18 protein-coding genes are annotated in these 26,427 nt (G+C 60.5%); 8 read left to right on the top strand and 10 right to left on the bottom strand.

From position 1 onward, the window contains the following. The first annotated feature begins 198 nt into the window (after positions 1 to 198). The 3 genes from GSQ80_RS04150 to GSQ80_RS04140 all read left to right on the top strand — a co-directional run bounded on the left by GSQ80_RS04150 (position 199) and on the right by GSQ80_RS04140 (position 6,529). Entirely contained in the window at positions 199 to 903 is a 705-nt protein-coding gene (locus tag GSQ80_RS04150; RefSeq protein ID WP_158786263.1) for a GNAT family N-acetyltransferase, read from the top strand. Between the two features lie 449 nt (positions 904 to 1,352). Beyond that, positions 1,353 to 3,401, top strand: coding sequence for a S9 family peptidase (locus GSQ80_RS04145; RefSeq protein ID WP_158786262.1), 2,049 nt, complete (start codon positions 1,353 to 1,355; stop codon positions 3,399 to 3,401). Between the two features lie 212 nt (positions 3,402 to 3,613). After that, a complete protein-coding gene (locus tag GSQ80_RS04140; protein ID WP_158786261.1) occupies positions 3,614 to 6,529 on the top strand; it encodes a hypothetical protein in 2,916 nt (971 codons plus the stop codon). 72 nt (positions 6,530 to 6,601) lie between these two features. Here the strand turns inward: GSQ80_RS04140 and nusB are convergent, their stop codons facing one another. The 6 genes from nusB to GSQ80_RS04110 form a co-directional block, all read right to left on the bottom strand. Continuing rightward, positions 6,602 to 7,027 carry a transcription antitermination factor NusB gene (gene nusB, locus GSQ80_RS04135; RefSeq protein ID WP_158786260.1) on the bottom strand — a complete coding sequence of 142 codons (426 nt, stop codon included), beginning with the start codon at positions 7,025 to 7,027 and terminating at the stop codon, positions 6,602 to 6,604. Continuing rightward, complete coding sequence (ribH, locus tag GSQ80_RS04130) at positions 7,027 to 7,908, bottom strand: 6,7-dimethyl-8-ribityllumazine synthase (protein ID WP_158786259.1); 882 nt, start codon at positions 7,906 to 7,908, stop codon at positions 7,027 to 7,029. The genes nusB and ribH overlap by 1 nt, the downstream gene beginning before the upstream one ends. A 146-nt stretch (positions 7,909 to 8,054) precedes the next feature. Then, complete coding sequence (locus GSQ80_RS04125; protein ID WP_158786258.1) at positions 8,055 to 8,852, bottom strand: helix-turn-helix domain-containing protein; 798 nt, start codon at positions 8,850 to 8,852, stop codon at positions 8,055 to 8,057. Between the two features lie 207 nt (positions 8,853 to 9,059). Further along, the gene (locus tag GSQ80_RS04120; protein ID WP_254059431.1) at positions 9,060 to 9,611 is read right to left on the bottom strand and encodes a hypothetical protein; all 552 of its coding nucleotides are present in this window, start codon (positions 9,609 to 9,611) and stop codon (positions 9,060 to 9,062) included. 93 nt (positions 9,612 to 9,704) lie between these two features. Next, complete coding sequence (locus GSQ80_RS04115) at positions 9,705 to 10,490, bottom strand: hypothetical protein (RefSeq protein ID WP_158786256.1); 786 nt, start codon at positions 10,488 to 10,490, stop codon at positions 9,705 to 9,707. A gap of 307 nt (positions 10,491 to 10,797) precedes the next feature. Beyond that, the gene (locus GSQ80_RS04110; protein ID WP_158786255.1) at positions 10,798 to 11,409 is read right to left on the bottom strand and encodes a hypothetical protein; all 612 of its coding nucleotides are present in this window, start codon (positions 11,407 to 11,409) and stop codon (positions 10,798 to 10,800) included. Between the two features lie 300 nt (positions 11,410 to 11,709). Here GSQ80_RS04110 and GSQ80_RS04105 point away from each other — a divergent pair, with 300 nt between their 5' ends. Further along, positions 11,710 to 12,774: a carboxypeptidase-like regulatory domain-containing protein gene (locus tag GSQ80_RS04105; RefSeq protein WP_158786254.1), complete on the top strand. Its 1,065-nt coding sequence runs from the start codon at positions 11,710 to 11,712 to the stop codon at positions 12,772 to 12,774. 68 nt (positions 12,775 to 12,842) lie between these two features. On the opposite strand, the gene GSQ80_RS04100 is transcribed toward GSQ80_RS04105, so the two are convergent. Next, on the bottom strand, positions 12,843 to 13,649 hold the full coding sequence (locus GSQ80_RS04100) for an enoyl-CoA hydratase/isomerase family protein (protein WP_158786253.1): 807 nt from the start codon (positions 13,647 to 13,649) through the stop codon (positions 12,843 to 12,845). Between the two features lie 351 nt (positions 13,650 to 14,000). Here GSQ80_RS04100 and GSQ80_RS04095 point away from each other — a divergent pair, with 351 nt between their 5' ends. Genes GSQ80_RS04095 through GSQ80_RS04080 form a run of 4 tightly spaced genes read left to right on the top strand, consistent with a single transcriptional unit; the run spans position 14,001 to position 23,552 of the window. After that, entirely contained in the window at positions 14,001 to 15,323 is a 1,323-nt protein-coding gene (locus tag GSQ80_RS04095; RefSeq protein WP_254059430.1) for an efflux RND transporter periplasmic adaptor subunit, read from the top strand. Beyond that, on the top strand, positions 15,320 to 18,844 hold the full coding sequence (locus GSQ80_RS04090) for an efflux RND transporter permease subunit (protein ID WP_158786252.1): 3,525 nt from the start codon (positions 15,320 to 15,322) through the stop codon (positions 18,842 to 18,844). The genes GSQ80_RS04095 and GSQ80_RS04090 overlap by 4 nt, the downstream gene beginning before the upstream one ends. Then, the gene (locus tag GSQ80_RS04085; RefSeq protein WP_158786251.1) at positions 18,841 to 21,948 is read left to right on the top strand and encodes an efflux RND transporter permease subunit; all 3,108 of its coding nucleotides are present in this window, start codon (positions 18,841 to 18,843) and stop codon (positions 21,946 to 21,948) included. Before GSQ80_RS04090 ends, GSQ80_RS04085 begins: the two co-directional genes overlap by 4 nt. 23 nt (positions 21,949 to 21,971) lie before the next feature. Further along, positions 21,972 to 23,552: an efflux transporter outer membrane subunit gene (locus tag GSQ80_RS04080; protein WP_254059429.1), complete on the top strand. Its 1,581-nt coding sequence runs from the start codon at positions 21,972 to 21,974 to the stop codon at positions 23,550 to 23,552. Positions 23,553 to 23,644: 92 nt separating this feature from the next. Here GSQ80_RS04080 and GSQ80_RS04075 read toward each other — a convergent pair whose 3' ends face one another. The 3 genes from GSQ80_RS04075 to GSQ80_RS04065 all read right to left on the bottom strand — a co-directional run bounded on the left by GSQ80_RS04075 (position 23,645) and on the right by GSQ80_RS04065 (position 26,279). After that, positions 23,645 to 25,081 carry a NapC/NirT family cytochrome c gene (locus tag GSQ80_RS04075; RefSeq protein ID WP_254059428.1) on the bottom strand — a complete coding sequence of 479 codons (1,437 nt, stop codon included), beginning with the start codon at positions 25,079 to 25,081 and terminating at the stop codon, positions 23,645 to 23,647. 415 nt (positions 25,082 to 25,496) lie between these two features. Continuing rightward, on the bottom strand, positions 25,497 to 25,811 hold the full coding sequence (locus tag GSQ80_RS04070; RefSeq protein ID WP_216850136.1) for a cytochrome c: 315 nt from the start codon (positions 25,809 to 25,811) through the stop codon (positions 25,497 to 25,499). A 150-nt stretch (positions 25,812 to 25,961) separates the two neighbouring features. Next, complete coding sequence (locus GSQ80_RS04065) at positions 25,962 to 26,279, bottom strand: cytochrome c (protein WP_158786249.1); 318 nt, start codon at positions 26,277 to 26,279, stop codon at positions 25,962 to 25,964. Positions 26,280 to 26,427 lie beyond the last annotated feature (148 nt).

The raw sequence follows: 26,427 nt of genomic DNA, 5'->3' as shown, positions 1-26,427 counted from the left end.
CATTCCGAGCTAAACGAGGAACCTGCTTTTCTCCCGTTCTTGCCTTCCTTTCTCTCACCCCAGAAAATCTGCTGCCCAACCCCACCCCAAAAACGGGTACCCCATGTCCGGATTTTCGGACGTGGGAGAGCAACAACTCCGGCCTGAACAAGGCTCATCTCTTTCGTTCCCCCCACCACACCGCGATACCCTTTCAACATGGCCTCCCCCGACGACCCCTTCGCCAACGCCATTTGGAACGCCCTCCACACCACCCACCAGCACCTCGCCCTGTCTCACAACCTCGCCCTCAAATACCCAGCCGATATAGCCCCTTTCGCCTGCCTCGCGGAAAACACCCCAACCGCCCTCAGCGACCTCCACACCCTCATGGCTCCCGGCGAAACCACCTACATCCTCGGCGACGCACCACCACCCAGCGAAGCCCTCCTCTACCGCGGCGCAACCCCCTGCCTCCAGATGGCCATCCCCGAAGACGCATACCTTCCCACGATCAGCTCGGACCTCCCCATCGAAACGCTAACCTGCGCCGACGCACCCGCCATGGTCGCTCTCACCGACGTCGCCTTCCCCGGCTTCTTCCGCCTCCGCACCTGCGTCATGGGCAGCTACTTCGGCATCTGGAACCCTACTGACCCCGGCCAACTCATCGCCATGGCCGGCGAGCGCCTCATCCTCGATCCCACGCGCGAGGTCAGCGGCATCTGCACCCACCCCGACCACCGCGGCCAGGGCTACGCCGCCGCCCTCACCGCCCACGTCCTGCACCACCAGCGCAGCCTCCGCGCCCGCTCCGTCCTGCACGTAGTCTCCACCAACCACGCCGCCATCAGCATCTACCATCGCCTCGGCTTCGAGACCCTCCGCGAAGTTCACCTCCACCGTCTCAAGCGCCCGGCCTAGCATCCACACCACTCACGAGCATCGATCTGACTCCCGCTTGCGGAGCATCCCAAAAAGAAATCTCCTCCAAACACCCTCAAAAACAGCCCAAATTCCACGTGTCAACCCCCTAGTCATCCCCAAACTCCGCAAAACCCCCATGAACACTGGTGATTTCTCTCCGCCAATGTTGGCATACTTACCCCCGCCAACCCACTACAATAGAAATAACCCCCAAAATAAAACGTGGCCCCACCCAGCGCGCCCATCAGAAACAGGGGACACTTTGCCCCGTAAACCGTTTGAATGGACTACTTTGCAGCCAGAGACTGTCGCACCCAAGTCATACTTTCCCCTATAACTCGTTTCGCGAGACTACTTTAGGCCAAAAGTACCCCCTTAGGGGGAGGGGGGTACTCCTCCCCCATCGCTCGCCGTCCGCGCAGGACACCGATGTTACGCTTTTCAACATGACATTTCGTGTTCGACGCTCCCGCCTGGAGCTATTCGCCGCAGCCTCTTCCCTCCTATTCGTCTCCGTCCTCACCGCTCAAACGCCCGCCAAGCCGACGCTAACCGCAGCCCCCGACACGGCCAATCCCAATCAGCAGTTCACCCGCGCCCCCCAGCCCGGTGGCGTTGCCATCTCGCCCGACGGCTCCACCGTTGCCTGGACGCTCCGCGGCCACGCCGGCGCCGCCATTCACCTGACCGAGGTCGCCAACCCCGCCAACAACAAGCTGATCAAGCTCGAAGGCGCAACCGACTGCTCGGTCAACAATCCCACCTGGGCTCCCAACGGAGAGACCCTCGCGTTTCGCTCCACCTGCACAGGCGACAAATCCAAGCCCGACCAGGATCAAATCTTTCTCTGGTCCAAAGCTTCGGGAGACGTCAAGCAGCTCACCCATCTCACCGGAGACATGCAGGAGCCCGCATGGTCTCCTGACGGCAAATCGATCGCCTTCCTCTTCGTAGAAAACGCCACTCGCTCTGCCGGCGCACTCGACGCCATGAAGCCCTGGTCCGGCGTCATCGGCGAAGACGGCGTCGAGATTCAACGCGTCTATGCGGTCAACGCGGCTGATGGCACAGGCCATTGGCTCACTCCTGACCGCTTGCATGTATACGAATTCAGCTGGGCTCCGAACTCGAGTGAGATTGCATTTATCGCAGCCAATCCTCCTGGCGAAAACAACTGGTGGGTTGCCAAGCTCTACGCAGTGCCAGTCTCAGGAGGCAATCCTCGCGTCATCCTGGATCCAGTCACCGTTGCCGGCGCTCTCCATGGTCTCCAGATCGCTGTCCCCCGCTGGTCTCCCGACGGCAAGCGCCTCTCCGTCATCGGCGGCCTGATGTCCGACCAAGGCTCCACCGGCGGCGACATCTGGATCATCGACGCCGACGGCAAGCATCTCGTCGACGCCACACCAGGAATAGACGGCACGCCCACCTACGCCATCTGGACCGGCAACCACACGCTCGGCTTCATCGAAGATCGCCGCGGGCATTCGCTCGCCGTCGATTGGGACGCCGATAAACATTCCCTCCTGCCCGGTGGCGAAGTCGATCTCGGCGAGGTGTCGGTCACAGGCGGCGCCATCAAGAACGCCGTCGCGTATACCCCTGCCAATGGCGGCACGATTGCCTTCGTAAAATCAGGCTTCAGCGCTCAGCCCGAAGTCTGGACGCTGGACAGTCACAACAACCTGCGCCAACTCACCCACGTGAATGCCGGCCGCCCCGCTCCTTCCTACAAGTTCGAATCCATCGAATGGCAGAACGAAGGGTTTCACGTGCAGGGATGGTTGACGTACCCGAAAGACTACGATCCCAGCAAGAAGTACCCCATGATCGTGGAAGTTCACGGCGGCCCATCAGCCTCCGCCGGCCCGCGTGGTAGCGCGCAGTGGTCGGAACTCGGTTACTTCGTATTCGATCCCAACCCTCGCGGCTCCTTCGGCCAGGGTGAGGCGTTCACCGCCGCCAACCGTAAGGACTTCGGCTACGGCGATCTCCGGGACATCCTCAAGGGCATGGACGCCGTCGAGGCCAAAGTCTCCATCGACAAGAGCCGCGAAGGCCTCACCGGCTGGAGCTATGGCGGCTTCATGACCATGTTCGCCGTTACGCAAACTCATCGCTTCCGTGCCGCGGTCGCCGGCGCCGGTCTATCCGACTGGCTCTCCTACTACGGCGAAAACTCCATCGACCAGTGGATGACCCCGTTCTTCGGCGCCAGCGTCTATGACGATCCGGCCGTCTACGCCAAGTCCTCCGCCATGACCTTCATCAAGAACGTCAAAACTCCCACGCTGGTCATCGTCGGCGACCGCGACGGCGAGTGCCCTGCACCGCAATCCTTTGAGTTCTGGCACGCTCTCCGCGACCTCGGCGTCAAGACCCAGCTCGTCGTCTACCCCAACGAAGGCCATGGATTTACCAACCCCGAACACATCCACGACCGGACGGAACGCGAGGTGCGCTGGTTTGCGGAAAATATGCCGCCCAGCCAATAACGTCACCTTACAGCTCCAACGAAGTGCGGCCAGCTCTCCCATTCTGGAGGCTGGCCGCTTTGCTTTTCCAGTTTTCCCGCTCCCCCTTTGACGATTCCTGTACTCCCTATTTGCTCGCGGACCGTCCAACCCCTAAACTGGAGACTCGAAAGTTTTCGCAGTTGACGGTATTACCGTTCAGCTTTCGTTCTAGTTGAACGGGGAGGTTCTTAGTGCGGTTGGTTTTTTTGAATAAGGCGCGTCGGTTCGTTGGTCTGGTTGTTCTTCTGTTCTTCGCGCTTCCTTTGGGTCTGTCGGTGACCGGTTGCGGACATCACGCGGCCCCTGTCGTGTTTTGCTTCGCCGGTGACTCCGGTCCGGTGGTCGGCCAGGTAGCCACGATCACGCTGTCGTCAAGCCTTGCAACGACGGGCGAAAGCCTCAACTACGGGCAGATGGGCCAGGCGCTCTCGGCCTCGGCCATCGACTGCAAGGGCAATGCGGTCTCCGTCAAGTCGTTCACCTACGCCAGCACCAGCAGCTTCGGAGCAAACACCAACGGCGGCCCCGTCCTCGCAGATATCAACCCAGCGACTGGACAGGTCTGCGGTGGCACTTGGAACCGTAACACCGGCGGCGGCATTGCGGATTTCACCACCTGCACCCCGCCCTCGACGGCACCGCCTGCGCCGAAGCCAGTCGTCCTTAGCGTTCCCGCGACGCTCCCGCCTCCCACCACCACTGACGCCGGGGCGTCTCCTTATGCTTACGCAGTGTCGGCCGCAGGCCTGATCACCGTCCAGGGTCAGGGAATCTCCTCCATCACCACAACCCTCAACGGAGCGACCAACACAGTTTCGACCGGCGTCCCGTTCTTCGTTGTCCCGTCGGAAACCGTTACTGTCACCTACACGCCCGCGGCCCAGCTGCCGACCCTGACGTTCACGCCGGCTTATGCCTACACGGCGACTGCTCCAGGGGCGCTCCAGATACTGGGAGGAACCGTCTCTGCGATCTACACCTACGTGGCAACCAGTGGCGCGATGACACTGCAGCCGTCGCCATCTGGCATCTTTCCTGTGCAGGCGGGTGATATCGTCGCCGCGTTCTACACCGGAGCACCGACTGCCATTTTCACCTCCAACGGCGTCGCCGCCTTCGTCACCGCTTCAGCCAATGGCGCCACCAGCAATGCGATTCCCATCTTTGTTCACCCTGTCGCCACCGGCGTCATCCTTGGCCACGCCACGGCAAACTGTACCATCGATCCTGGTACAGACTGCTGCCCCAATAATACTGTCGGGACGCCTGTCATCGCACCGCCTTATAGCGGCACTTCCTGCCTGTCACAGAACCAGGTCGGCCAGCTCGTAGCGCGCGCCTATCAGAGTGGTGGCACTACGGGTGATGCTGCCCAGAACATCACCTGCCAGGTCGGCCACTTGACCTTCGGCGCCCAGACCGCGGGCATCGTGTCCATTGACCAGAACGGCGCCGCCACTGCGCAACAACCCGGTTCCACCACGATTACTGCGACAATCTCTCAATCCTCAACAGCAACCAATGCGGGATACTTCTCCACCTGCCCGCCAGCTTCTATCGTGCTCGCGGACCCAAGTTCTTCATCGAACCCCATCAACGTCGCGGTGAACACGCTTCAACCACTGACCGCTACCGTTCGGGACACGAATGGAAACGTCATCACGGGCCTTACGCTCGAGTACAACTCGACCACCCCGCAAACTATTCCTGCGGCCGTGGGTTCGGTAACGCCCCTCTTTCCGGGCTCTGCGGATATTACCGCCGTCTGCCAGCCGGCTACGTGCAATCCGTCGCCCTTCAATCAGATTGGCCTGTACGGAAACGGCAAGGCGATCACCTCGAATCCCATCACGATCAATACTCCGGGAACCAGCAGCACTGTGCTCTACATGGGAAGCACGTCTTCGGACTATCTAGCCTTCCGGGACTTCACCACCAACCAGACCAGTACCCTGATCAAGCTCCCCTTCGTTCCAAACTCCATGGTGATGAATCAGGCTGGGACAGAGATCTATCTGGGAAGCCCCCAGGGCCTGATGACGGTCGCCACAGCCAGCAACACGGTTTCGGCGGCAAATCAGCTGATCCCGGGCGTCGTTTTGTCCATCTCGCCAGACGGGAGCACCCTTGTAGTTACAGACCCAATCCGGCAAACGATCTCCCTGGTGGCCACCGCGAGCAACGCGGTGTCGACAAGCTATGGTGGCGTTGGCACCAGCGCTTCGTGGTCTCCGGATGACCAGGCTGTCTACATCACGACCACCACCGACACGGTTTTGACCCACTCCACGTTTACCGACTGGCAGACGTCAACGGCCGATGAGATCTATACGGGCGTCACGGTGACTGTGCCCAGCGTAGGAGCGTACTTCGCTGGACCCAAATTCACCGATGGTCGCAGCTATTGCCCGGCGAGCACCGTAACTGCCATCGGGGAACCACCGAACGTCAGCAATCAATTTATTCCGCTGGTTGACGAAAAGGCCGCCATGACTGACCAGGTCGCGGCGACTACGGACGGCAAGCACATCCTTGGAGCGCATGCGATCTTGGGTGGAACATCGACGTTGAGCGATCTCGTTGTCGTGCTTCCTACCAATTCAGGTTGTCCGATTCCTCCAGCGGCACAGCCGACGACTGGATACTTTACGAGCACGTTCACAGTGCAGCCGCTACCGGGTATTAATGCTGCTTCCATCACCGGCGTTCAACCGGCCAGCAACTCGGCAGCCGCCTTTGTTACCTACACTTTGCCTGTAGGTGCGACGACTGGCGGCGGATCGATTCCGCTTTACTTCCCCCCTGCCAGCGGTAGCGGAACAGTTCAAGTGGTTACGTTGGGCAACGGCGCTACCGTGGCGGCCGCGCCGGTTGCTGGAATCTTCAGCACGGATAACTTCACTTTTTACGTCGGTACGGGCGCCGCTGACGGAACCTCAGCCAACAACGATGTCCATTTGATTACAATGACTTACCCCACAAGTGGACAGCCGACAGCGACCGAAGCTACGGGGAGCGAAATCACTCCTCAGCTGCCGTTGTCGACGGGGACGGGCTTTGCGCCGGTCAATTTGATCGCACAGCATCCGAAGAAGACGACTACCTAGTGTTTTGAGCAGTTTAGGAACACAAAGGCCCTCGATTTCTCGAGGGCCTTTGTGTTGAAACTTGCTGATTGGCTACGGTTTCAGGCGTGCTTCCAGAAGTTCGCGCCCTACGGCGTCGAGGACGCCGTTGAGAAAGTGGATGCTTTCGGGCGCGGCATAACGGCGAGCTATCTCCAATGTTTCGTTGATGATGACTGCCCCAGGCGTCTTTGGATATCCCAGCATTTCCGCTATAGCTGCGCGCAAAAGGTTGCGATCGACGACCGGCATGCGTTCCAGGCGCCAGTTCTGAGCGTGCTTCTGGATGAGGGCGTCCACTTCGTCTTCCCGCTGCGTGGCGACGCGGTGAAGATCGTCTGCAAACCCTTTGGTTTCTTCATCTACGTCTTCGCGAGCGTCCCAGAAGAGGCGCTCAACTTCTTCCGGTTTTTGCTTGCCCAGGTCGCCTTGGAAGAGCATTTGCATGGCTAATTCGCGTGATTTCCGGCGGGTGCCCATTATGGCTTCCTTCCGGCAAGTTCGGCTGTCTGGGCGCCCAGTTTTTCCTGAATGGAGGCCATCTCGATGGCCGCGATGGCAGCCTCAAACCCTTTGTTTCCAGCCTTTAGGCCGGCTCGGTCGAGCGCCTGTTCTAATGTCTCGCAGGTGAGGACGCCGAAGGCGTGGGGGATGCCGGTCTCCTGCTGCGATTGGCCGATGGCTCTTGCTACCTCGTTGTAGATGGCTTCGTAGTGAGCGGTCTCGCCGCGGAGAAGCACGCCGAGCGCGATAACTCCTGCGTAATCTTTGGTTTCCGCGAGGGTGCGGGCGGCCGAGGGGATCTCCCAGGCACCGGGGACACGGACGATCTGGATGTCTTTCATGGCGCAGCCGCTGCGGGTGAGGGCGTCGAGAGAGCCTTGGAGGAGTCGGTCGGTGATGACTGCATTCCAGCGCGCTACCACGATCGCAAACCTTTTGCCTGCAGCAGATAGGTCGCCTTCGACGGCGATGGGTCGGTTGTGTACGGGGTTCTCTGACTGCCAGAAGCCAACGGTCAGATCCTTGGTTGGCTCTACCGTGAACAGGCGGGAGTTCCAGTCGGTGAGGGTGGGCTCAGAGAGTTTGGTAGCGGTGCCCTGGTGGGCCGAAATCCAGGTCTTGACCGCGGCGTGAACTTCGTCCAACTGCGTAACTTCAACCATTAGAGTGGGTTGCGTCGGCGGATAGCCGATGGCAAGCTCCAGGTTTCCGAGCGGAGCCAGGAAGGCTGCGCCCTTTCCGGTGCTATCATCCCAGCCTTTGCCGGGTTCGAATCCTAGTGTCTGGAATAGTTCAGAGAGCTGGGTGAAGGCTTCTTCCGACGCAACGCGCGCCACGGTGGTCAATCCCTTAATCATGAGTTTGATTGTATCGCCAGCCTGAAAAACCCGCGCGATTGCGGCAGACTTAGCCCGGTTTCGGGCTACAAATCGACTGCTTTAGCCTCGTTTCGGGTAGCGCACGCCGAGTTTTCAGTGACCGAAGTCAAGTGGACTTGAAGGAGCTACTGGAGCTTCTTCCGGGTGGCGACGGTCTCGGCGCGAAGGCTGCCGGAGGGACGGGTTCCGCCGAGGCGGGTTGACGCGAGGTTGATGGGTTGGAGGAGGGTGACGATGAGGGCGGTGGCGGGTTCGTCTCCCACGCAGGCGTAGCTGTGGATGGTGGAGGAGTCGAAGTAGACGGAGTCGCCGGTACGGAGCTCGTGGACGACTTCGCCGTGCTGGACGCTGAGGGTGCCGGCCATGACGTAGAGGAACTCGAAGCCGGCGTGCTGGTGGAAGTTGTCGTCGGGGAATTTGCCGGGCTGGAACTCGGCGAGGTAGGGATCGAGCTGGCGGTCGGGGACGAGGTAGCCGAGGCTCTCGAAGTAATAGCGGGGGTGCTCTACGCCGGACTGCGGGAGGCGCACGCGATCGGCGGCGCGGTGGACACGGAAGAGGGAGAGAGGGATGGGGCTGAAGAAGTAGTTGAGGTCCTTGCTGAAGACCATGGCGATGCGGGCGAGGTTACGCAGGGTAGGAACGACGCGGCCGGTTTCGAGTTGAGAGAGGAAGCTGGAGGAGAGGCCGGTATGGCGGCCAAGCTCTGCGAGCCCGAGGGAGGATTTCTGGCGGAGGGCGCGGATGCGGAGACCGATGCGCTTCTCGGCGATGAGAGATTCAACAGCGTCGCTGCCTACCTGGACGTTGGAGTGATCCTGCGGGAGGGCGGGCAGATCTTTCTCTTCGGGAAGAAGGACTACTTCGTCGAGAGGAGGAGGTATCGGAGCAGATGGCTTCGTGGCGTCTTGCTTATCTCGCATTGCGGGTCACCAGGGGACAGTTTGTTATTGACTCCTTGACTCGATGTATAGAATCGGCGTGGGGATGCCTCTGGGCGAGTGTGTTGGCCGATTAGTGGACGTTCGGGTGCCTTGGTTCTCCATTTTGAGTTCTTAGTTCTCAGTTGTCAGTTCTCAGTTTGCCTTCAACTAAGAACTGAGAACTAACAACTGAGAACTTCCTCCCGGCTATTGGATTTTGCCGCTGGAGAGGTCGTAGACGACGATGCCGAGGTCGTTGAGCTTGCTGATGGTGACTTCCATGTTGCGGCGAACAGCTGGTTCGGCTGAGGGTGGCGTCTTGTTGGCTTCTTCGATGGCGACGACGCGGCCGTAGGGCCAGGAGGAGTGGGGGATCGAGCTGATGGCGTCGCCGAGCGTGGACATGCTGATGTTGAGCTCCTGGCGGCGGGCGTTGACGGGGCGGAACATGCCACCGACGCCGATGGGCGTGGTGTTGGCGTCGGCGAGCAGGACGTGGAGCTCGAGCATGCTGGGCTGAATGGTGAGTACGGGATTCTGCCAACTGTCGTAGGTGTGGACGGTCATGAAGGTGCTTTTGGTGGGCGGCGGGATGAGGTCGAGCTGTTCACGCTGGGTCTCAAGCTGGGCACGGTCCTGCTGCAACTGGGCTCGGGCCTGCTGCGGGGAGACTGCAGAGGGCTGGGTGTGACAGCCCGAGAGGACGAGTAGAAGAGCGGGGATCAGGAGGGGCCTGCGGAGGCTGCGTGGGTTCAACACTCGAACAGGATATCAAGCAGCGGAGAGCCCTGGCGAAAAGACAGCGACGGAGCTGGTGGGCTCCGTCACTGAAGGATGATGGATGGCTGACGACTAGTGGGGCTTGCCGCCGCCGCTGGGCTTGCCGCTACCTCCGCCACTGGGAGGACGTCCGCCACCGCCGCTGGGAGGCTTACCACCGCCACCGCTGGGGGGACGACCTCCACCGCCACTGGGGGGCTTGCCGCCGCCGCCGCCGCTGGGGGGACGGCCTCCACCACCGCTGGGAGGCTTACCGCCGCCGCCGCTGGGGGGACGACCACCGCCGCCACTGGGGGGCTTACCGCCGCCACCGCTAGGCGGGCGACCGTTATTAGGAGGCTTGCCGCCATTGTTGGGCGGGCGTCCGTTGTTCGGAGGCTTGCCGCCGTTGTTAGGAGGGCGACCGTTATTCGGGGGCTTGCCGCCATTGTTGGGCGGACGATAGTTGGGCGGGTGACCGCCATTGTTGGGCGGACGATATCCCGGTGGATGGCTGGGAGGACGACCGTTGTAGCGATAGTGGTCGCCGCCGTGATAGCCGCCACCACGGCCATAGATATTGCCGTGGTAATACCCGCCGCCGGGGCCGTGATACCGGTAACTGCCCCAGCCGTGGTTATAGCCCCAGTACGCCCAGGGTCCGACGCCGAGGAAGATGCCGTTGTAGAAGTACCCGGAGCCGTAGTACCCATAGGGTGCGCAGCTGTAGGGGGAGTAGTCGTAGTAGCCATACGGGCAACTCGGAGGTCCGCCTCCGACGTTAATCCCAATGCTGACCTGCGCACTCGCCGTGGTTGGAGCGAGGGCCAAGCAGGTAAGCAACGCGCCTGCAGCTAACATCCATTTGAATCCACGCATTTTGAGACCTCACTGACAGTAGCTGCTGTTTGATGGAGTGAGCGGCACGTTTACACGGATTGGAATGCCTCGAAGATGCTGAAAATTCTAACCGCTTCGCGTTGGATGCCGAATGGCTATTCGGGGTGTGCCCGAGGGTATCGAAAAGATTGCAATTGCAGGGTTGTTGGCGTGAAGTTCGTTCTGTTTGCGCGGCGCGGCCTGCAATATCGTTGCTTTCGAGAGGCGGATTAAAGCAGCGCGGCGAGGCTTGTAGGCCTCGCCGCTGAAGTGCTGTGTTCGTCGCTGGTTTCGCGATGGTCGCTATCTAGTGATGTCCGCCACCACCACCGCCGCTGTGTCCACCACCACCGCTGGGATGACCGCCGCCACCACCCTGTGGGTGGCCGCCGCCGCCACCTTGGGGATGTCCGCCGCCGCCGTTGTTGGGATGGCCACCGCCGTTGCCGTGATAGCCATTGTCGCCGTGGTAGCCGCCACCACCGTGGTAGCCGTTGTCGCCGTGGTAGCCGCCGCCGTGATAGCCGTTGTCGCCATGGTAGCCGCCGCCGTGGTAGCCGTCGCCGCCGTGCCAGCCGCCGTTATGGCCGTAGATATCGCCACGGTAGTAACCGCCGCCACCGCCGTGAAAGCGGTAGTTGCCCCAGCCGTGGTGGTAGCCCCAATAAGCCCAGGGGCCTACGCCGAGGAAGATGCCGTTGTAGAAGTAGCCGGAACCGTAGTAGCCGTACGGTACGCAGGCATAGGGTGCGTAGTCGTAGTAGCCCCATTGGCACCCCGGAGGAGGGCCGCCAACGACTCCATACTGAGGGCCGCCGATGGCAACGCCAACTGAGACCTGTGCGCTAGCCGTTGTCGGGGCTAGTGCCAGACAAGCCAAGAGTGCGCCTGCACAAACCATCCATTTGAATCCACGCATTTTGATGCCTCGCTTGTTAATCGTACTTGAAGCTGATTTCGGTTTCGCGCACTGCACCTCTGCGTGCCGCGGGAAAGCGGTCATGTGCATTGGATGCAGAATGCGCAACCGATGCACGCTAATGCAATAGACACAGTTGTGCTCGACAAGTTGCGCAAGCGCGCAAGTGCTTGCCTGGCATGGGTTCGCCGGTGCTGACGATGGCCGCGTGGGAGGCGAGATTGCTCCTTGTTTGCCGATGAGGGCGGAGGCTGTGATGTCGGAGCAGAAAACCACGGATGAAACAGATATGCTCGAAGGATGCGATTGGTTCTAACCCTGCTTTGCTGCTTTCCTGTTTGCTTAATCTCTTCAGCGGGGGCACAACAGACTCCGGGCACGATTCCGGATGCACCCGCACCGGCTGGGATGCAGGTGCAGGGCGATGCGACGGCGGTGCGGACGCTGAGCGGCGTGGTGACGGATGTGGATGGGGCGCTGGTTCCAGGAGCGACGGTGACGTTGCTGGAGGCGGGGTCGACGAAGCGGCGGAGTACGGTGGCGGATGGGAATGGGCACTTCAGCTTCAGCAACGTGGCGGCGGGGCCTTACCTGCTGACGATTATCGCTAAGGGAATGCAGCCGACGACGCAGAAGGGGACGCTGAATGCGGATGAGTCGTTGGAGTTGCCACCGATTGCGCTGGGGGCGGCGACGAGCGAGGAGGTGGAGGTGTCGTCGCTGACGCAGGTGGAGATTGCCGAGATGCAGATGAAGCAGGAGGAGAAGCAGCGGCTGGTGGGGCTGGTGCCGAACTTCTACGTGAGCTACGTCTGGAAGGCGGCGCCGATGACGCCGAAGCAGAAGTTCAAGCTGGCGGCGCGGTCGATTATTGATCCGGCGACGTTTGTGATTGCGGCGGGGTTTGCGGGGCTTGAGCAATCGAGCGACGAGTACAGCGGCTTTGGCCCGGGATGGGAGGGCTATGGCAAGCGATATGGCGCGCTGCTGGCGGACGGGGCTATCGGTGGGATGCTGGGGGGAGCCGTGTTCCCGGTGCTGTTTCACCAGGATCCGCGGTACTTCTACATGGGCAAAGGAACGGTATGGCATCGGGCGCTGTATGCGATTTCGACGTCGGTGATTTCGCGCGGAGATAACGGCAAGCGGCAGCCTGCGTATGCAAGTGTGCTGGGTGATTTTGCTTCGGGGGCGATCTCGAATTTGTATTATCCGGCGGCCAATCGAAATGGGGCGGGGCTGACGATTGAGAATGGGTTTCTGGGGATCGCATCGGATGCGGCTACGAATTTGCTGCAGGAGTTTTTGCTGAAGAAGCTGAGTACCGGGGTAAAGAAGCCGACGACTACGCAGACGACGCCGTAGGGCATCAGCTCCCAGGTCCCAGAAGCGGGGCCCGGGGCACCCGGATTCGTGGACGGCTGAGGTGCGGGTCAACGGCCTTGCCAGGTGGCGGGGCGCTTGGCCAGGAAGGCCGTGACGCCTTCCTGCTTGTCGGCGGTGGCGCAGAGGCGGCCGAAGATGTGGGCTTCGACCGATAGGGCTTCGGGGAGGGGCTGGTCTTCGCCGCGGGCGACGGCTTCGAGGACGCCGGCGATGGCGAGGGGGGCCATGGAAGCGATGGTCTCGGCGAGGGCGTGGGCGCGGGTGAGGAGCTCGGCGGCGGGGGCGATGTCGTCGACGAGGCCGAGGCCGAGAGCTTCCAGGGCGTCGACGATCTGGGCGGAGAGCATGAGGCGGAGGGCGGCGCTGCGGCCGATGAGGCGGGTGAGGCGCTGGGTACCGCCGTAGCCGGGGATGAGGCCGAGTTTGACCTCGGGGAATCCGAGGCGGGCTTTGTCGCTGGCGATGCGGATCGTGCAGGCGAGGGCTAGCTCGCAGCCGCCGCCGAGGGCTACTCCGTTGACGGCGGCGATGACGGGCTTGCCTGCGGCTTCGAGGGTTGAGCTGATGAGGTCGAAGACTTGTTGGCCGCGTTGGGAGGCGGCGAGGCCTGTCGAGGCATCGGTTTCGGCCAGGGCACGGATGTCGGCGCCGGCGGCGAAGGCGCGTTCGCCCGAGCCGGTGAGAATCACGACGCGGATGGCGGGGTCGGCGGCGAGGGTGGTGAAGGCGAACTCGAGCTCGTCGAACATGACGCTGTTGAGGGCGTGGAGGACCTCGGGGCGGTCGAGGGTGAGGATGGCGACTGGGCCTTCGAGGATGCAATGGAGGGTGGTGAGGGTGGCTAGATCGGGCATGGTGTGTGCTTTCGAGGAGTGAGGCGGCAGGAGCCTGCGGGGTGCTGGGGATTCGTGCGATCCCAGGGGATTAGGTTAAGAAACGAGGCGAGTTGTTGGCACCGTTGCCAACGCTAACAGATAATCAAGGAAGTCGGCTTGGCTCCAAATTACGAGGAGTCGTAAAACGATGTTGTTAGGGTTGAGTAATTGATTGCTGGAGGTTTCTTGAGTCATGAACACTGAAGAATGGCATTGCCGGGCAATCGAAACTTTTTTTCAGGCTTAACCATCCATAGATGTAGAGAATCCATTGGCGCCTGGCGCCCCCAACACAAGACATTTAAGACGAATTGATCGAAGAGGATAAGAATGGCTCTGGAAGATAGCCGGGATAAGCGACCGCACGCTGATGATCTGGGCCAGTCGTTTGAAGCGCATAGCGGGAATGTTGGGTCGGCATTTGAAGAGCGGAACGCTTCGCCCGAGCTGCTGGTACACAAGAAGTCGCACACCGTGGTGTGGATCCTCCTGGTGGTGGTGGTCCTGCTGGCGGTGTTCCTGGTGTATTACTTCACCAAGCCGAAGACCGGCGGGGCGGATGCGGCGAAGGGCCGCGGACAAAATGGGCCGGCGGCGATCACGGTAGGGCAGACGACGTCGGGCAATATCAACGTCTATGTGAGCGCGCTGGGCACCGTGACGCCGGTGGCTACGGTGACTCTTTACAGCCAGATTACGGGCGTGGTGATGTCCGTGCACTATCGCGAGGGTCAGATTGTGCGCAAGGGCGATCCGCTGGTGGACATCGATCCGCGTCCTTATGAGGCGACACTGACGCAGGCAGAAGGAGTTCTGGAGCACGACCAGGGCGTGCTGGCGCAGGCGGAGATGGATCTGAAGCGCTACCAGGCAGCGTACGCACGCAACGCCATCGCCAAGCAGCAACTGGACGACCAGGAGAAAGCCGTGATTCAGTACCTGGGCACGGTGAAGGCCGACCAGGGAACGGTGGACTATGACACGGTTCAGCTGGGCTACTGCCACATTGTTGCGCCAATCAACGGGCGGGTGGGATTGCGGCTGGTGGATCCGGGGAACACGGTGTTTTCCGGCAGCAGCTCGACGCTGGTGGTGATCACGCAGTTGCAGCCGATCACGGTGGTCTTCAACGTGTCCGAGGATGATCTGCCGGGCGTACAGACGGAGTTGAAGGGCAATCGGGCGATGGAAGTAGACGCGTTCGATCGCGCGGACGAGAAGAATCTGGAGGCGGGCAAGCTGACGTCGCTGGACAACCAGATTGACACGACGACGGGCACAGTGAAGTTTCGGGCAAACTTTCCGAACAAGGACTTCGTTCTGTTCCCCAACCAGTTTGTGAATGCGCGGCTGCTGGAACGGACGCTGACCAATGCGACGCTGGCGCCGACCTCGGCGGTTCAATATAACGGCACGGCTGCATTTGTGTACATCGTGAATCCGAACAATACCGTTGCCGTGCATCCGGTACAGGTGCTGACCGGCAATGAAAAGGTTACGGCGGTGACGGGCGTGAACACCGGCGCATCGGTTGCGACCAGCGGCTTCGATCGGCTGGAGAATAACGCGCACGTGCAGGTACGGCAGAGCAAGCCGAAGACGAACACACAGTCAACGGGCATGGGCCCGACCGGTGGTAGCACAGCCCAATGAGTCCTTCGCGCCCATTTATTCTTCGTCCGGTTGCGACGGCACTACTGATGGCGGCAATCTTTCTGGCGGGTCTGGTTGCATGGACCCAGCTGCCGATTTCGGCGCTGCCTGAGGTGGATTACCCGACCATCGAGGTGATGACGTTCTATCCGGGTGCGAGCCCGGACGTGGTGGCGTCGGCGGTAACGGCGCCGCTGGAGCGGCAGTTTGGGCAGGTTGCCGGACTGAGCCAGATGACGTCGACGAGCTCGGGCGGGTCGTCGATCATCGTGATGCAGTTCCAGCTCAGCCTCAACATTGATATTGCTGAGCAGGAAGTGCAGGCGGCCATCAACGCGGGGCAGAGCTTTCTGCCGGCTGATCTGCCGGCGCCGCCGGTGTATAGCAAATCGAACCCGGCGGATGCACCGGTGCTGACGTTGGCGCTGCAATCTTCGACGATGCCGCTATCGAAGGTGGAAGATCTGGCGGACACGCAGCTGTCGCCGAAGATATCGCAGGTGTCGGGCGTAGGCCTGGTGAGCATCTCGGGCGGACAGAAGCCTGCGGTGCGCATCCAGGCGAATCCAACGGCGCTTTCGGCGTATGGCGTGAATCTGGAAGATGTTCGCAATGCGCTGACGGCGAATAGTCTGGACGCGGCGAAGGGAAACTTTGATGGACCTTCGCAGGACTACACGATCAACGCGAACGACCAGCTGATCAGCAGCGACGATTACAAGTCGGTGGTGGTGGCGTATCGCAATGGCGCGCCGGTGATGCTGACGGACGTGGCGCGGATTGTGGATGGAGTGGAGAACAACAAGCTGGCCGCGTGGAGTAATGAGACGCCGTCAGTGATTTTGAATATTCAGCGCCAGCCGGGAGCGAACACGATCCAGGTGGTGGACACGATTGAGAAGCTACTGCCGCAGCTGGAATCGACGCTGCCGGCATCGGTAAAGGTGCAGATCGTTACGGACCGGACGACGGATATTCGCGCGTCGGTGGCGGACGTTGAGTTTGAATTGTGCCTGGTCATCGGCCTGGTCATCCTGGTGATCTTCCTGTTCCTGCGCAGTTTGTCGGCGACGATTATTCCGGCCGCGGCTGTGCCGCTGTCGCTGATCGGCACGCTCGGGGTGATGTACCTCGCGGGCTACAGCCTGAATAATTTGACGATGATGGCGCTGACGATCTCCACGGGATTCGTGGTGGACGATGCCATCGTGATGATCGAAAACATCTCGCGGTATATCGAAGAGGGGATGGCGCCGATGGAAGCGGCGCTGATCGGCGCAGAGCAGATCGGGTTCACGATTCTGTCGTTGACCGTGTCGCTGATCGCTGTGCTGATTCCTCTGCTGTTCATGGGGGATGTGGCGGGGCGGCTGTTCCGGCAGTTTGCGGTCACGCTGGCCGTGACGATTGTGTTCTCGGCGTTCGTATCGCTGACGCTGACTCCGATGATGTCGGCGAGAATTTTGAAGCATACGCCGGTGAGCCAGCAGGGATGGTTTTACAAGAAGAGCGAGAAGGTCTTCGAAGATATCATCGCGTTTTACGGACGCACGCTGCGCTGGGTGCTGGGCTACCAGACGATCACGCTGCTGGTCGCCGTGGCGACACTGGTTTTGACGGTCTTCCTGTACATCGAGATTCCCAAGGGATTTTTCCCGACGCAGGATACGGGGATTATTCAAGGCATCACGCAGGCGTCGCCGTCGACTTCATTTACGGAGATGGCGCAGCGGCAGCAGGAGATTGCGAAGGTGCTGCTGGCGGATCCGGCGGTGTCGGGGATCTCGTCGTTCATCGGCGCGGATGGAACGAATACGACGCTCAACAGCGGGCGCGTGCAGATTAATTTGAAGGATCTGAAGGACCGTGGGCTGTCGGCGACCGAGGTGATCGACCGGCTTTCTCCGAAGCTGGAGAAGGTTGCCGGGATCAAGTTGTACATGCAGCCGGTACAGGATTTGACGGTCGATGACATGGTGAGCCGTACGGAATATCAGTACACGCTGGAGGATCCAAACCAGCAAGAGCTTAACCAGGTGGCGGCACAATTGGTGGCGAAGCTGAAGAAGCTGCCACAGCTTGCGGACGTGGTGACGGATCAGCAACTGGGTGCGGCGGCGGAGCAAGTGGAGATCGATCGCGCGACGGCCTCGCGTTTTGGCGTGACGACAACAACGATCGACAACACGCTGTATGACGCGTTCGGACAGCGGCAGATCAACACGATGTACACGCAGGTGAATCAGTATCACGTGATTCTGGAGGCGGATCCCCAGTTCCAGAAGGACCCGCACAAGTTGAACGACATTTATGTGCAGGCGACGACAACGGGGACGGTGGGAGCGCAAGCCTCCAATACGGCAGGATCGTCGTCGGGCGCGGGGTCGGGCGGAGGCGGGGCAACTACGTCGCTGTTGACGCCATCGGCGTCGTCGAGTGGAGTTTCCTCGGCGTCCTCGTCGACGTCTGCGTTGGCCTCGGGTAACACAACGACGACGTCGGCGGCGTCGCCTGTGAACTCGAGCTCGGCACTGTCAACGTCGTCGACGACGGGAACGACTTCGTCGGTACTTTCGACCACGAGCACAAGCACAGCGACGTCATCGAGTGCGACGACGTCGGCGAGTGGGACGTCGCGATCGCCTTCTACGGGGAGCTCGGCGGGCGGTGGAGGCGGGGGCGGGGGCGGATCGAGCAGCTCGAGCAGCAGCTCCGCGCTCCAGACACCGGTGCCGTTGAGCGCGTTTGCACACTTTGTGCCTACGAGCGAAGCGCTCTCGATCAATCACATGGGCCAGTTCCCTGCTGTCACGATCTCGTTCAATTTGAATACGGGCTACTCGCTGGGAGAGGCGCTGGATGCGATCAACAATGTGATCAAGAAGGATCAGCTGCCGACCAGCGTGGTTTCGAATTACCAGGGCACGGCGGCGGCGTTCGAGGGATCGCTTTCGAATGAAGGGCTGCTGATCCTGGCCGCGCTGGTGACGGTATATATCGTGCTGGGCGTGCTGTATGAGAGCTTCGTGCATCCGGTAACGATTCTTTCGACATTGCCGTCGGCGGGTGTGGGCGCGTTGCTGGCGCTGGAGCTGTTCCACCTTGATCTGGATATTGTCGCGATCATTGGCATCATTTTGCTGATTGGCATCGTTAAGAAGAACGGCATTATGATGGTGGACTTTGCGCTCGAAGCGGAGCGGCATCATGGGCTGGATGCTACGGAGGCGATTTACCAGGCATCGCTGCTGCGCTTCCGTCCGATTTTGATGACGACGATGTGCGCGCTGCTGAGCGGCATTCCGTTGGCGTTCGGAAGCGGAATCGGCTCCGAGCTGCGCAAGCCGCTGGGCGTGGCGATGGTCGGCGGATTGCTATTCAGCCAGGTGCTGACGCTGTATACCACGCCGGTAATTTATATCTTCTTCGACAACCTGGGTGGCTGGTTCTCACGACGCGGCGGCAAGGCGACGCACGGCGGACCTGAAACCGATGGAACCCACGAGGCAGCAGAGGCATGAACCCTTCACGCGTCTTCATTGAGCGGCCGGTAGCGACGACGCTGCTGACGATCGCGGTGGCGATTGCGGGCATCATTGCGTTTGGGGTGCTGCCGGTGTCGCCGCTGCCGCAGGTGGATTTTCCGACCATCACGGTGGCGGCGGGATTACCTGGGGCGAGTCCGGACATCATGGCGTCTTCGGTAGCGACACCGCTGGAGCGCCAGTTTGCGCACATTGCGGGCATCACGGAGATGACGTCGTCGAGTTCGTTGAGTACGACGAGCGTCACGCTGCAGTTCGATCTGAACCGCGACATCAACGGAGCGGCGCGGGATGTGGAGGCTGGCATCAATGCGGCGCGCACGTATCTGCCAGCGAACCTGCCGCAGAACCCGACGTACCGCAAGGTGAATCCTGCGGACTCACCGATCATGGTGATCGGGCTGCAGTCGGATGTTTACGATGTTCCTGCGATGTATGACGAGGCCTCGACGGTGATCGAGCAGCGCATCTCGCAGATCTCAGGTGTGGGCCAGGTATCCGCCGTGGGCGCTTCCCTGCCGGCAGTTCGGGTGGAGTTGAATCCGCAGCAGCTGAATAGCTACGGCATTGGGCTGCCGGCGGTGCAGCAGGTGATCGCAGGACAAAACGCGGACATTGCCAAGGGCCAGCTATCGAATGGCAATACGACCGCGGACATTCTCACCAACGATCAGATCTCGAAGGCGGCGCTGTATAGGCCGCTGGTGGTGGGATATCACAACGGCGGAGCGGTGCGGTTGCAGGACGTTGCCGATGTGATCGACTCGCAACAGTCGGTGCGGCAGGCAGGATATCTGAACGGCAAACCGTCGGTCGATTTGATCATCTTCCGACAGCCGGGCGCCAACATTATCACGACGGTGGACGCGATCAAGGCGGCGCTTCCTTCGCTGCAGGCCTCGATTCCAGCAGGCATGCACATCTTCACGATCCTCGATCGAACGCTGACCATCCGGGCCTCCGTACACGATATTGAACGGACCTTGGTCATCTCGGTTGTGCTGGTGATCCTCGTGGTCTTCCTCTTCCTGCGTAATATTCCTGCGACGCTGGTGCCTGCGGTGGCGGTTCCGGTGTCACTGATCGGGACCTGCGTGGTGATGTATTTGTGCGGGTTCTCGCTGGACAACTTATCGCTGATGGCGCTGGCGATTGCGAGTGGATTCGTGGTGGACGATGCCATCGTGGTGATGGAGAATATTTCGCGCCACATTGAGGATGGGATGACGCCGATGCAGGCGTCGTTGAGGGGCGCCCAGGAGATTGGGTTCACGGTGTTCTCGATCAGCATCTCGCTGATTGCGGTGTTCATTCCGCTGTTGATGATGGGCGGCATTATCGGTCGGCTGTTCCGCGAGTTTGCCATCACGCTGTCAACGGCAATCCTGGTGTCGATGGTGATCTCCCTGACCACCACGCCGATGATGTGTTCGCGGGTGATGCGCTCCGAGGCGGATGTAAAACATGGCCGACTGTTCCAGTGGAGCGAAGAGTTTTTCGATGGCCTGCTGGCCGGGTATCGAAGGTCGCTGACGTGGGTGCTGGACCGCCCGGCACTGATGCTGCTGGTGTTTGTGGCGACCGTTGCGGCAACGGGTTATCTGGCAGTCACCGTGCCGCTTGGCTTTTTCCCGCAGCAGGACACGGGCGTTCTAAACGGCGGCATGCAGGGGGCACAAGACACATCGTTCTACGCGATGAATAGAGCGGTGCATGCGGCGAATGAGATCATCAAGAGCTATCCGGGTGTCCAGAATGCGATGGCCTTTACGGGCGGCCAAGGCGCGACCAACGGAGGGTTTACGTTTATTGCGTTGAAGCCGTTGAATGAGCGAACACAGAGTGCCGCGGAGATCATCAACGGACTGCGGCCGCTTCTGGCGAAGGTTCCGGGCGCCGCAACCTATCTTCAGCCGGTGCAGGATATTCGGATTGGTGGAAGGCAGTCGAGCGCGCAGTATCAATACACGCTGCAGGCAGAGACAACGGCGGACCTGCAACTGTATGGCCCGCAGCTGCTGACTGCGCTGCGCAAGGCGCCGGGGATTCAGGATGCCAACACCGACCAACAGAACAATGGATTGCAGGCGCTGTTGACGTATGATCGCCCAACGGCGGCGCGGCTGGGCATTACACCGCAAACGATCGATTCGACGCTGTACGCCGCGTTCGGACAGATGGAAGCGTCGGTGATCAATACGGAGTTGAATCAGTACTACGTGGTGATGGAAGTGGCGCCGAAGTACTGGCAGTCTCCGCAGGGTTTGAAGGACGTGTACCTGATCCAAAAGAGCGGAGGAGGAGCGATACCGCTGAATGCCGTGATGCACTATGCTCCGTCGACGTCGGCGCTGTCGGTGAATCATACGGGGCTGTTTCCGTCGGTGACGGTGAACTTCAATTTAAGTCCGGGCGTGTCGCTGGGGCAGGCGACGAAAGAGATCACCGATATTCAACAGAAGCTGGGCGTTCCGGCATCGGTGCATGGAGAGTATGCAGGAACGCTGCAGGCATTCCAGCAATCCCTGGGCAACGAAAAGTGGCTGATTCTGACGGCGATTGGGGCGGTGTATATCGTGCTGGGCATTCTGTATGAGAGCCTGGTGCATCCTATTACTATTCTGTCGACGCTGCCGTCGGCGAGCCTGGGAGCGTTGCTGGCGCTGCGGCTTACGGGAACGGAGCTGGATGTGATGTCGATCATCGGCATCATTCTGCTGATCGGGATTGTGAAGAAGAACGCGATTATGATGATCGACTTCGCGCTGAATGCCGAGCGTATTGAGGGCAAGGATACGCGGGACTCGATCTTTGAGGCGTCCATGCTGCGGTTTCGTCCGATTTTGATGACGACCATGGCTGCGCTGTTTGGCGCGGTGCCGCTGGCGCTGGGAACCGGTATGGGATCGGAGCTGCGGCGGCCGCTGGGCATCACGATCATCGGCGGATTGCTGGTGAGCCAGGTGCTGACGCTGTATACGACACCGGTGATTTACCTGTTCATGGATAACTTGCGTCTGAAGATCCAGGGAGATAAGCGGGCAAGGCTCTTTACCGCTACTCCGGCGACGGCGCGATGAAAGCAGGCCCAATGAGAATGGGAATGAAGAGAAGGAAGACGTTGGAAGAGATGACGGCAGGCGCTTCCCGCTTCGCTGGCGCGAAGAACTTGGCGTGTGCGGCCGCATGCGCGACGGTGTTGCTGAGCGGATGCAATGTTGGACCGAAGTATGTGAAGCCGACCGCGACGGCGGTGGCGCCGGAATTCAAAGAGTCGGCACCAGCCGCGTATACGAATCCGCCTGAGGGAACTACTCCGGACGGAACGTGGCGGCCTGCGCAGCCACAGGATGCGGCGCTTAAGGGCAAGTGGTGGGAGATCTTCAACGAGCCTGAATTGAATGCGCTTGAAGAACAGCTCAATATCAACAACCAGAACATCGCGGTGTTCTTCCAGAACTTCATGGCTGCGCGTGCGCAGGTGCTGGAGGCGAAGTCGCAGTTCTATCCGACCGTGACGACGGACCCTTCGTATAACCGCACAAAAACCCCCGCGGCCTTGCACGGGGCCGCTGCATCTGGGGCCGCTGGCGTCACTTCGAACGAATTAGCGCTGCCGTTCGACGTGTCGTGGGAGCCGGACTTGTGGGGCAAGATTCGGAATACAGTGCGCGAGTTTCAATATGCCTCGCAGGTGAGTGCGGCGGACCTGGAGAACGAGCGGCTGACTGAGCAGGCAGCGTTGGCGGAGTTTTATTTCCAGCTGCGAGGACAGGATGCGCTACAGGATTTGTACGACGAGACGGTGGAGGCCGATAAAAAATCGCTGGAGCTGACCAGGTCGCTGTACGAGACGGGCATCGACAGCGATGAGTCGGTGGCACAGGCAGAGGTGACGCTGCAAGGCGCGCAGGAGATCGCGACGGGCATTGCGACGAATCGTGCAATCTACGAGCATGCCATTGCGACGCTGATCGGCAAACCGGCCTCGAACTTTTCGATGCCGGTGAAGTCGTTGACGACGCCCGTGCCGGCCATACCGGTGGGAGTGCCCTCGCAATTGCTGGAGCGGCGGCCGGATATTGCTGGCGCGGAACGCACGATGGCGGAGGCCAATGCGCTGATCGGCGTGGAGAAGGCGGCATACTATCCGACGCTGAGTCTGACTGGCGGAGGCGGCCTGGAGTCGTCGACGATTATGTCGCTGTTCTCGGCGCCGGCGCTGTTCTGGTCAGTGGGCGCTTCGGCGGCGGAGACGATCTTCGATGCGGGCCTGCGGAAGGCGACGGTCGCTCAGTACACCGCGACGTATAACGCGGATGTTGCGACGTACCGGCAGACGGTGCTGACGGCTTTCCAGCAGACGGAAGACTATATTGCTACGCTGCGTGTGACCTCGCAGCAGATTCAACAGGAAGATACGGCGGTGAAGTCGGCGCAGCGGTATCTGGATATTGCGAACGCTCGCTACGAGACGGGTCTCGATCCGTATCTGAACGTAATTAGCGCGCAGACGACGCTGCTGAGCAATCAGCAAACTCAGATTACGCTGCGCGTGAGCGAGATGACGGCGGCGGTGCAGCTGGTGCAGGCGCTGGGCGGAGGATGGGACACTACGCAGCTTCCGGCGGCGAAGTCGGTGAACACCAATGCGGCCGTGAAGCAGGTTGCGGGCACTCCGTAGATGCGGAGTTGGGGCGCGCAGGAGTGAAGCTTAGCGGACAAGCAAAAGCGGCATCCTGAGAAAGGATGCCGCTTTTGTTTGGAAGTATGGGGCTACTGGGGGCTGAGTTCGCTCAGCAGCTTGGGGTTGGCTTCATCGACGGCTAGCAGGTTATGGCAGGCGGCGCAGTCGTTGTTGATGGTCTTCGCGTCCTTCGACGTGTGGTTTCCATCATGGCACCGGAAGCAACCGGGAGAGTCAGTATGGCCGATGTTGTTCGGGTAGGTGCCCCAGGCTACCTTCATCTCCGGGGAGACGTTTGTCGCGTAAATGGCGGTGAGGGTTGTGGCGGCCTGTTCGATCTTGCCGTGCTGGCTGCTCCAGATTGCAGGGTACTGCGAGCGATAGAAGTCTTCGAGACCGGTTTTGATTTTAGCGGCGGCTTCGGTCTGCGAGATGTACTTGCCCTGAATCAGGGCTAAGCCTTGCTTATGGACGAAGGGCAGTGAGGGATCGGGAGCGCCGGTGGCCATGGATTCATCGAGTGCAGCCTCCGCGGTTTTGTGAGCGTGGGCGGCCTGGTTATGGCAGTCCATGCAATCCATGGTGCGACGGATACCCTTGACAGGACCTTTCCAGTCGGAGCTGAGGTACTCAACCTTCTTGCCGTCGGGACCGGTGGCGTCAACGGCGATGATGGTCTGGTTGGTGGCGTCGGTGGCGACAAACTCGATGTTGGAGAGGTGAGCACCGTGGATGCCGCTGATGCGGGAGAGGGAGTCGACGCCGCCGACGTGGAGGGAGAGCATCGTCTTGGTCGCCGAGTTCTTTTCGTCTTCACCGAAGGTGGTCTTGACGAGAAGGCGATCGCCGATGAAGCGAGCGGGAGCGTGGCACTGCTCGCAGGTTTCGCTGGCGGGATTAAGCTCAGAGAGGGTCGCGACGATGGGGCGCGGGAAGGTGTTGAACGCGACGGCGTAGAGCTGCCGGGTGCCAGCCATCTTGGCGTGGATGAAGTTTTTGGCACCGCTGCCGATGTGGCACTCCGTGCATTCGACGTTGGAGTGCGGCGAGTGCGGGTAGGCGGCCCACTGGGGCTGCATGGGGACGTGGCAGGCTGTGCCGCAAAAGCCTGGGGTGTCCATGTAGGCGACGCCGCGGTAGCTGGCGACGCCGGCGATCACGAAGTTGACGAACGTGGCGATAATGACAAAGTTGAGCGCGTGGCGAAAGACGGGCTCATTGAGGTTGATCTCGGGATAGATCGATGGCAGGGCACCCTTGGCAAGTAGTTTCCGCCGTTGGAAGAAAATTCCGATCGGGATTAGGATGAGGCCGATGAGGAAGAAGGCGGGCAGGAACAGGAAGAGGATCAGGCCGATGTAGGGATTCGATGAGCCGCCATGCCCAAGGACGTCGACCATCCAGAAGCCAACCAGAACGAAGGCGCAGGCGGTGGTAATGGCGCCCCCGATTAGACTGAGACGGTTCTTGCCCAGATAGACGAAGGGTTGCAGCCACTGCTCTTTGAAGTTCTTGAATACGGACACGAAGGACGCCTCATCGCTGAATTTTTGTTCTTCCGGGCCCTGATTCCTGGCAATTTGCACGGGATGAACAGGGGCCGGGAGCCCGGGGAAAGCTTTGTGATTCCCGGGGAGATGCATTCACTGTCCCTAGCAGTAACACGGTGCAGAGGAGCAAAGCTGTGAGGCTGGTCACTGCACTGATGTTGGGAGTCCTGTGATTGCCCAGAGCGAGTGGTTGCTCCAGTTTTTCGTTTGCTTTTCAGACTGCGGCGGGCCGTTCGCGCTGGCCGACGTGGCAGGTGGAGCGAGGCACAGCCGTGTGGGCGCAAGTCCGGGGAGCGATCCGGGCGCTAGCTCGAGAGTTACTGCGGGAAGGAGGGCGGCTTAGCCCTTCTCTCCGGGCGGTACCCGACGTGACTACCTCTCTACACTGTGGCTACTGCAGCGTGCGAGTGTATTCCACGACTTCCTTGATCTGGGCGTCGGTGAGCTTCCCTGCGTACGCCGGCATTTTGTTTTTGCCATTGGTTACCGAAGCGATTAGCGAAGCGGTCGACGCCTTCTTCAGCTCAGGCGAGTTGAGGGGCAGCGCTTTCATGGACTTGCCAGCCGCGGTTGGCTGGCCGTCGGCACCGTGACACATCTGACACTTTGCCTTGTAGGTTGCGGCGCCTGCTCCCTGAGCCAGGGCAGGGGTGGCAAAGGATGCGGCTAGAAGTGAAGCTGCTGCGATCGTCAGAAGGACTTTCATGATTGCTCCTGTTTCGTATTTTTGAGACGCTCGGGACCCAGGATCTGTGCCCGTCGTGCGCTCCATGGTAACGAATAAAATCACGCGGTACTGTACCAAACAGACCTATCTCCGTCGAGGAGATAGGTCTGCCTGGTATTGATGCTCCTGCTATTTCTGCAAGGTTCGTACATGAGCAATGACGTCTTTGATCTCCGCATCGGTGAGTTTGCTGCCATACGCCGGCATCTTCCCTTTACCGTTCTTTGTTACCGCGATGAGATCGGCATTTGATTCCTTTACGGTGGCCGGGGAGAGGAAAGACGGAACCTTCATAGCCTTTCCGGCAGGAGTATTGCCCGTTCCATCTGCGCCGTGACACATCTGGCACTTGGAGGTGTAGGTGGTCGCACCGGTGTTCTGGGCGAAGGTGGGGAGCGTGCATGCTGCTATTGCGAACACCATGGCAAGTCTTAGTTGTGTTTTCATGGCCGATCTCCTTTTTGGTTATGAATTAGCTTCTGGTTTGATCCTTCGCTTAGAACTCGTAGTGCATGGAGAGGGTGACGAGGTTGGCGTGGAAGTTTCTGGGGGCTGTTAGGCCGGAGGGAGGTTCGGTGAGGCCGGTGGGATAGGG

Source organism: Granulicella sp. L46 (assembly GCF_009765785.1).
In the GTDB taxonomy this organism is placed as follows: domain Bacteria; phylum Acidobacteriota; class Terriglobia; order Terriglobales; family Acidobacteriaceae; genus Granulicella.
The sequence above is the reverse complement of the archived record's forward strand: the minus strand, read 5'-3'. Positions and strand labels throughout refer to the sequence as shown.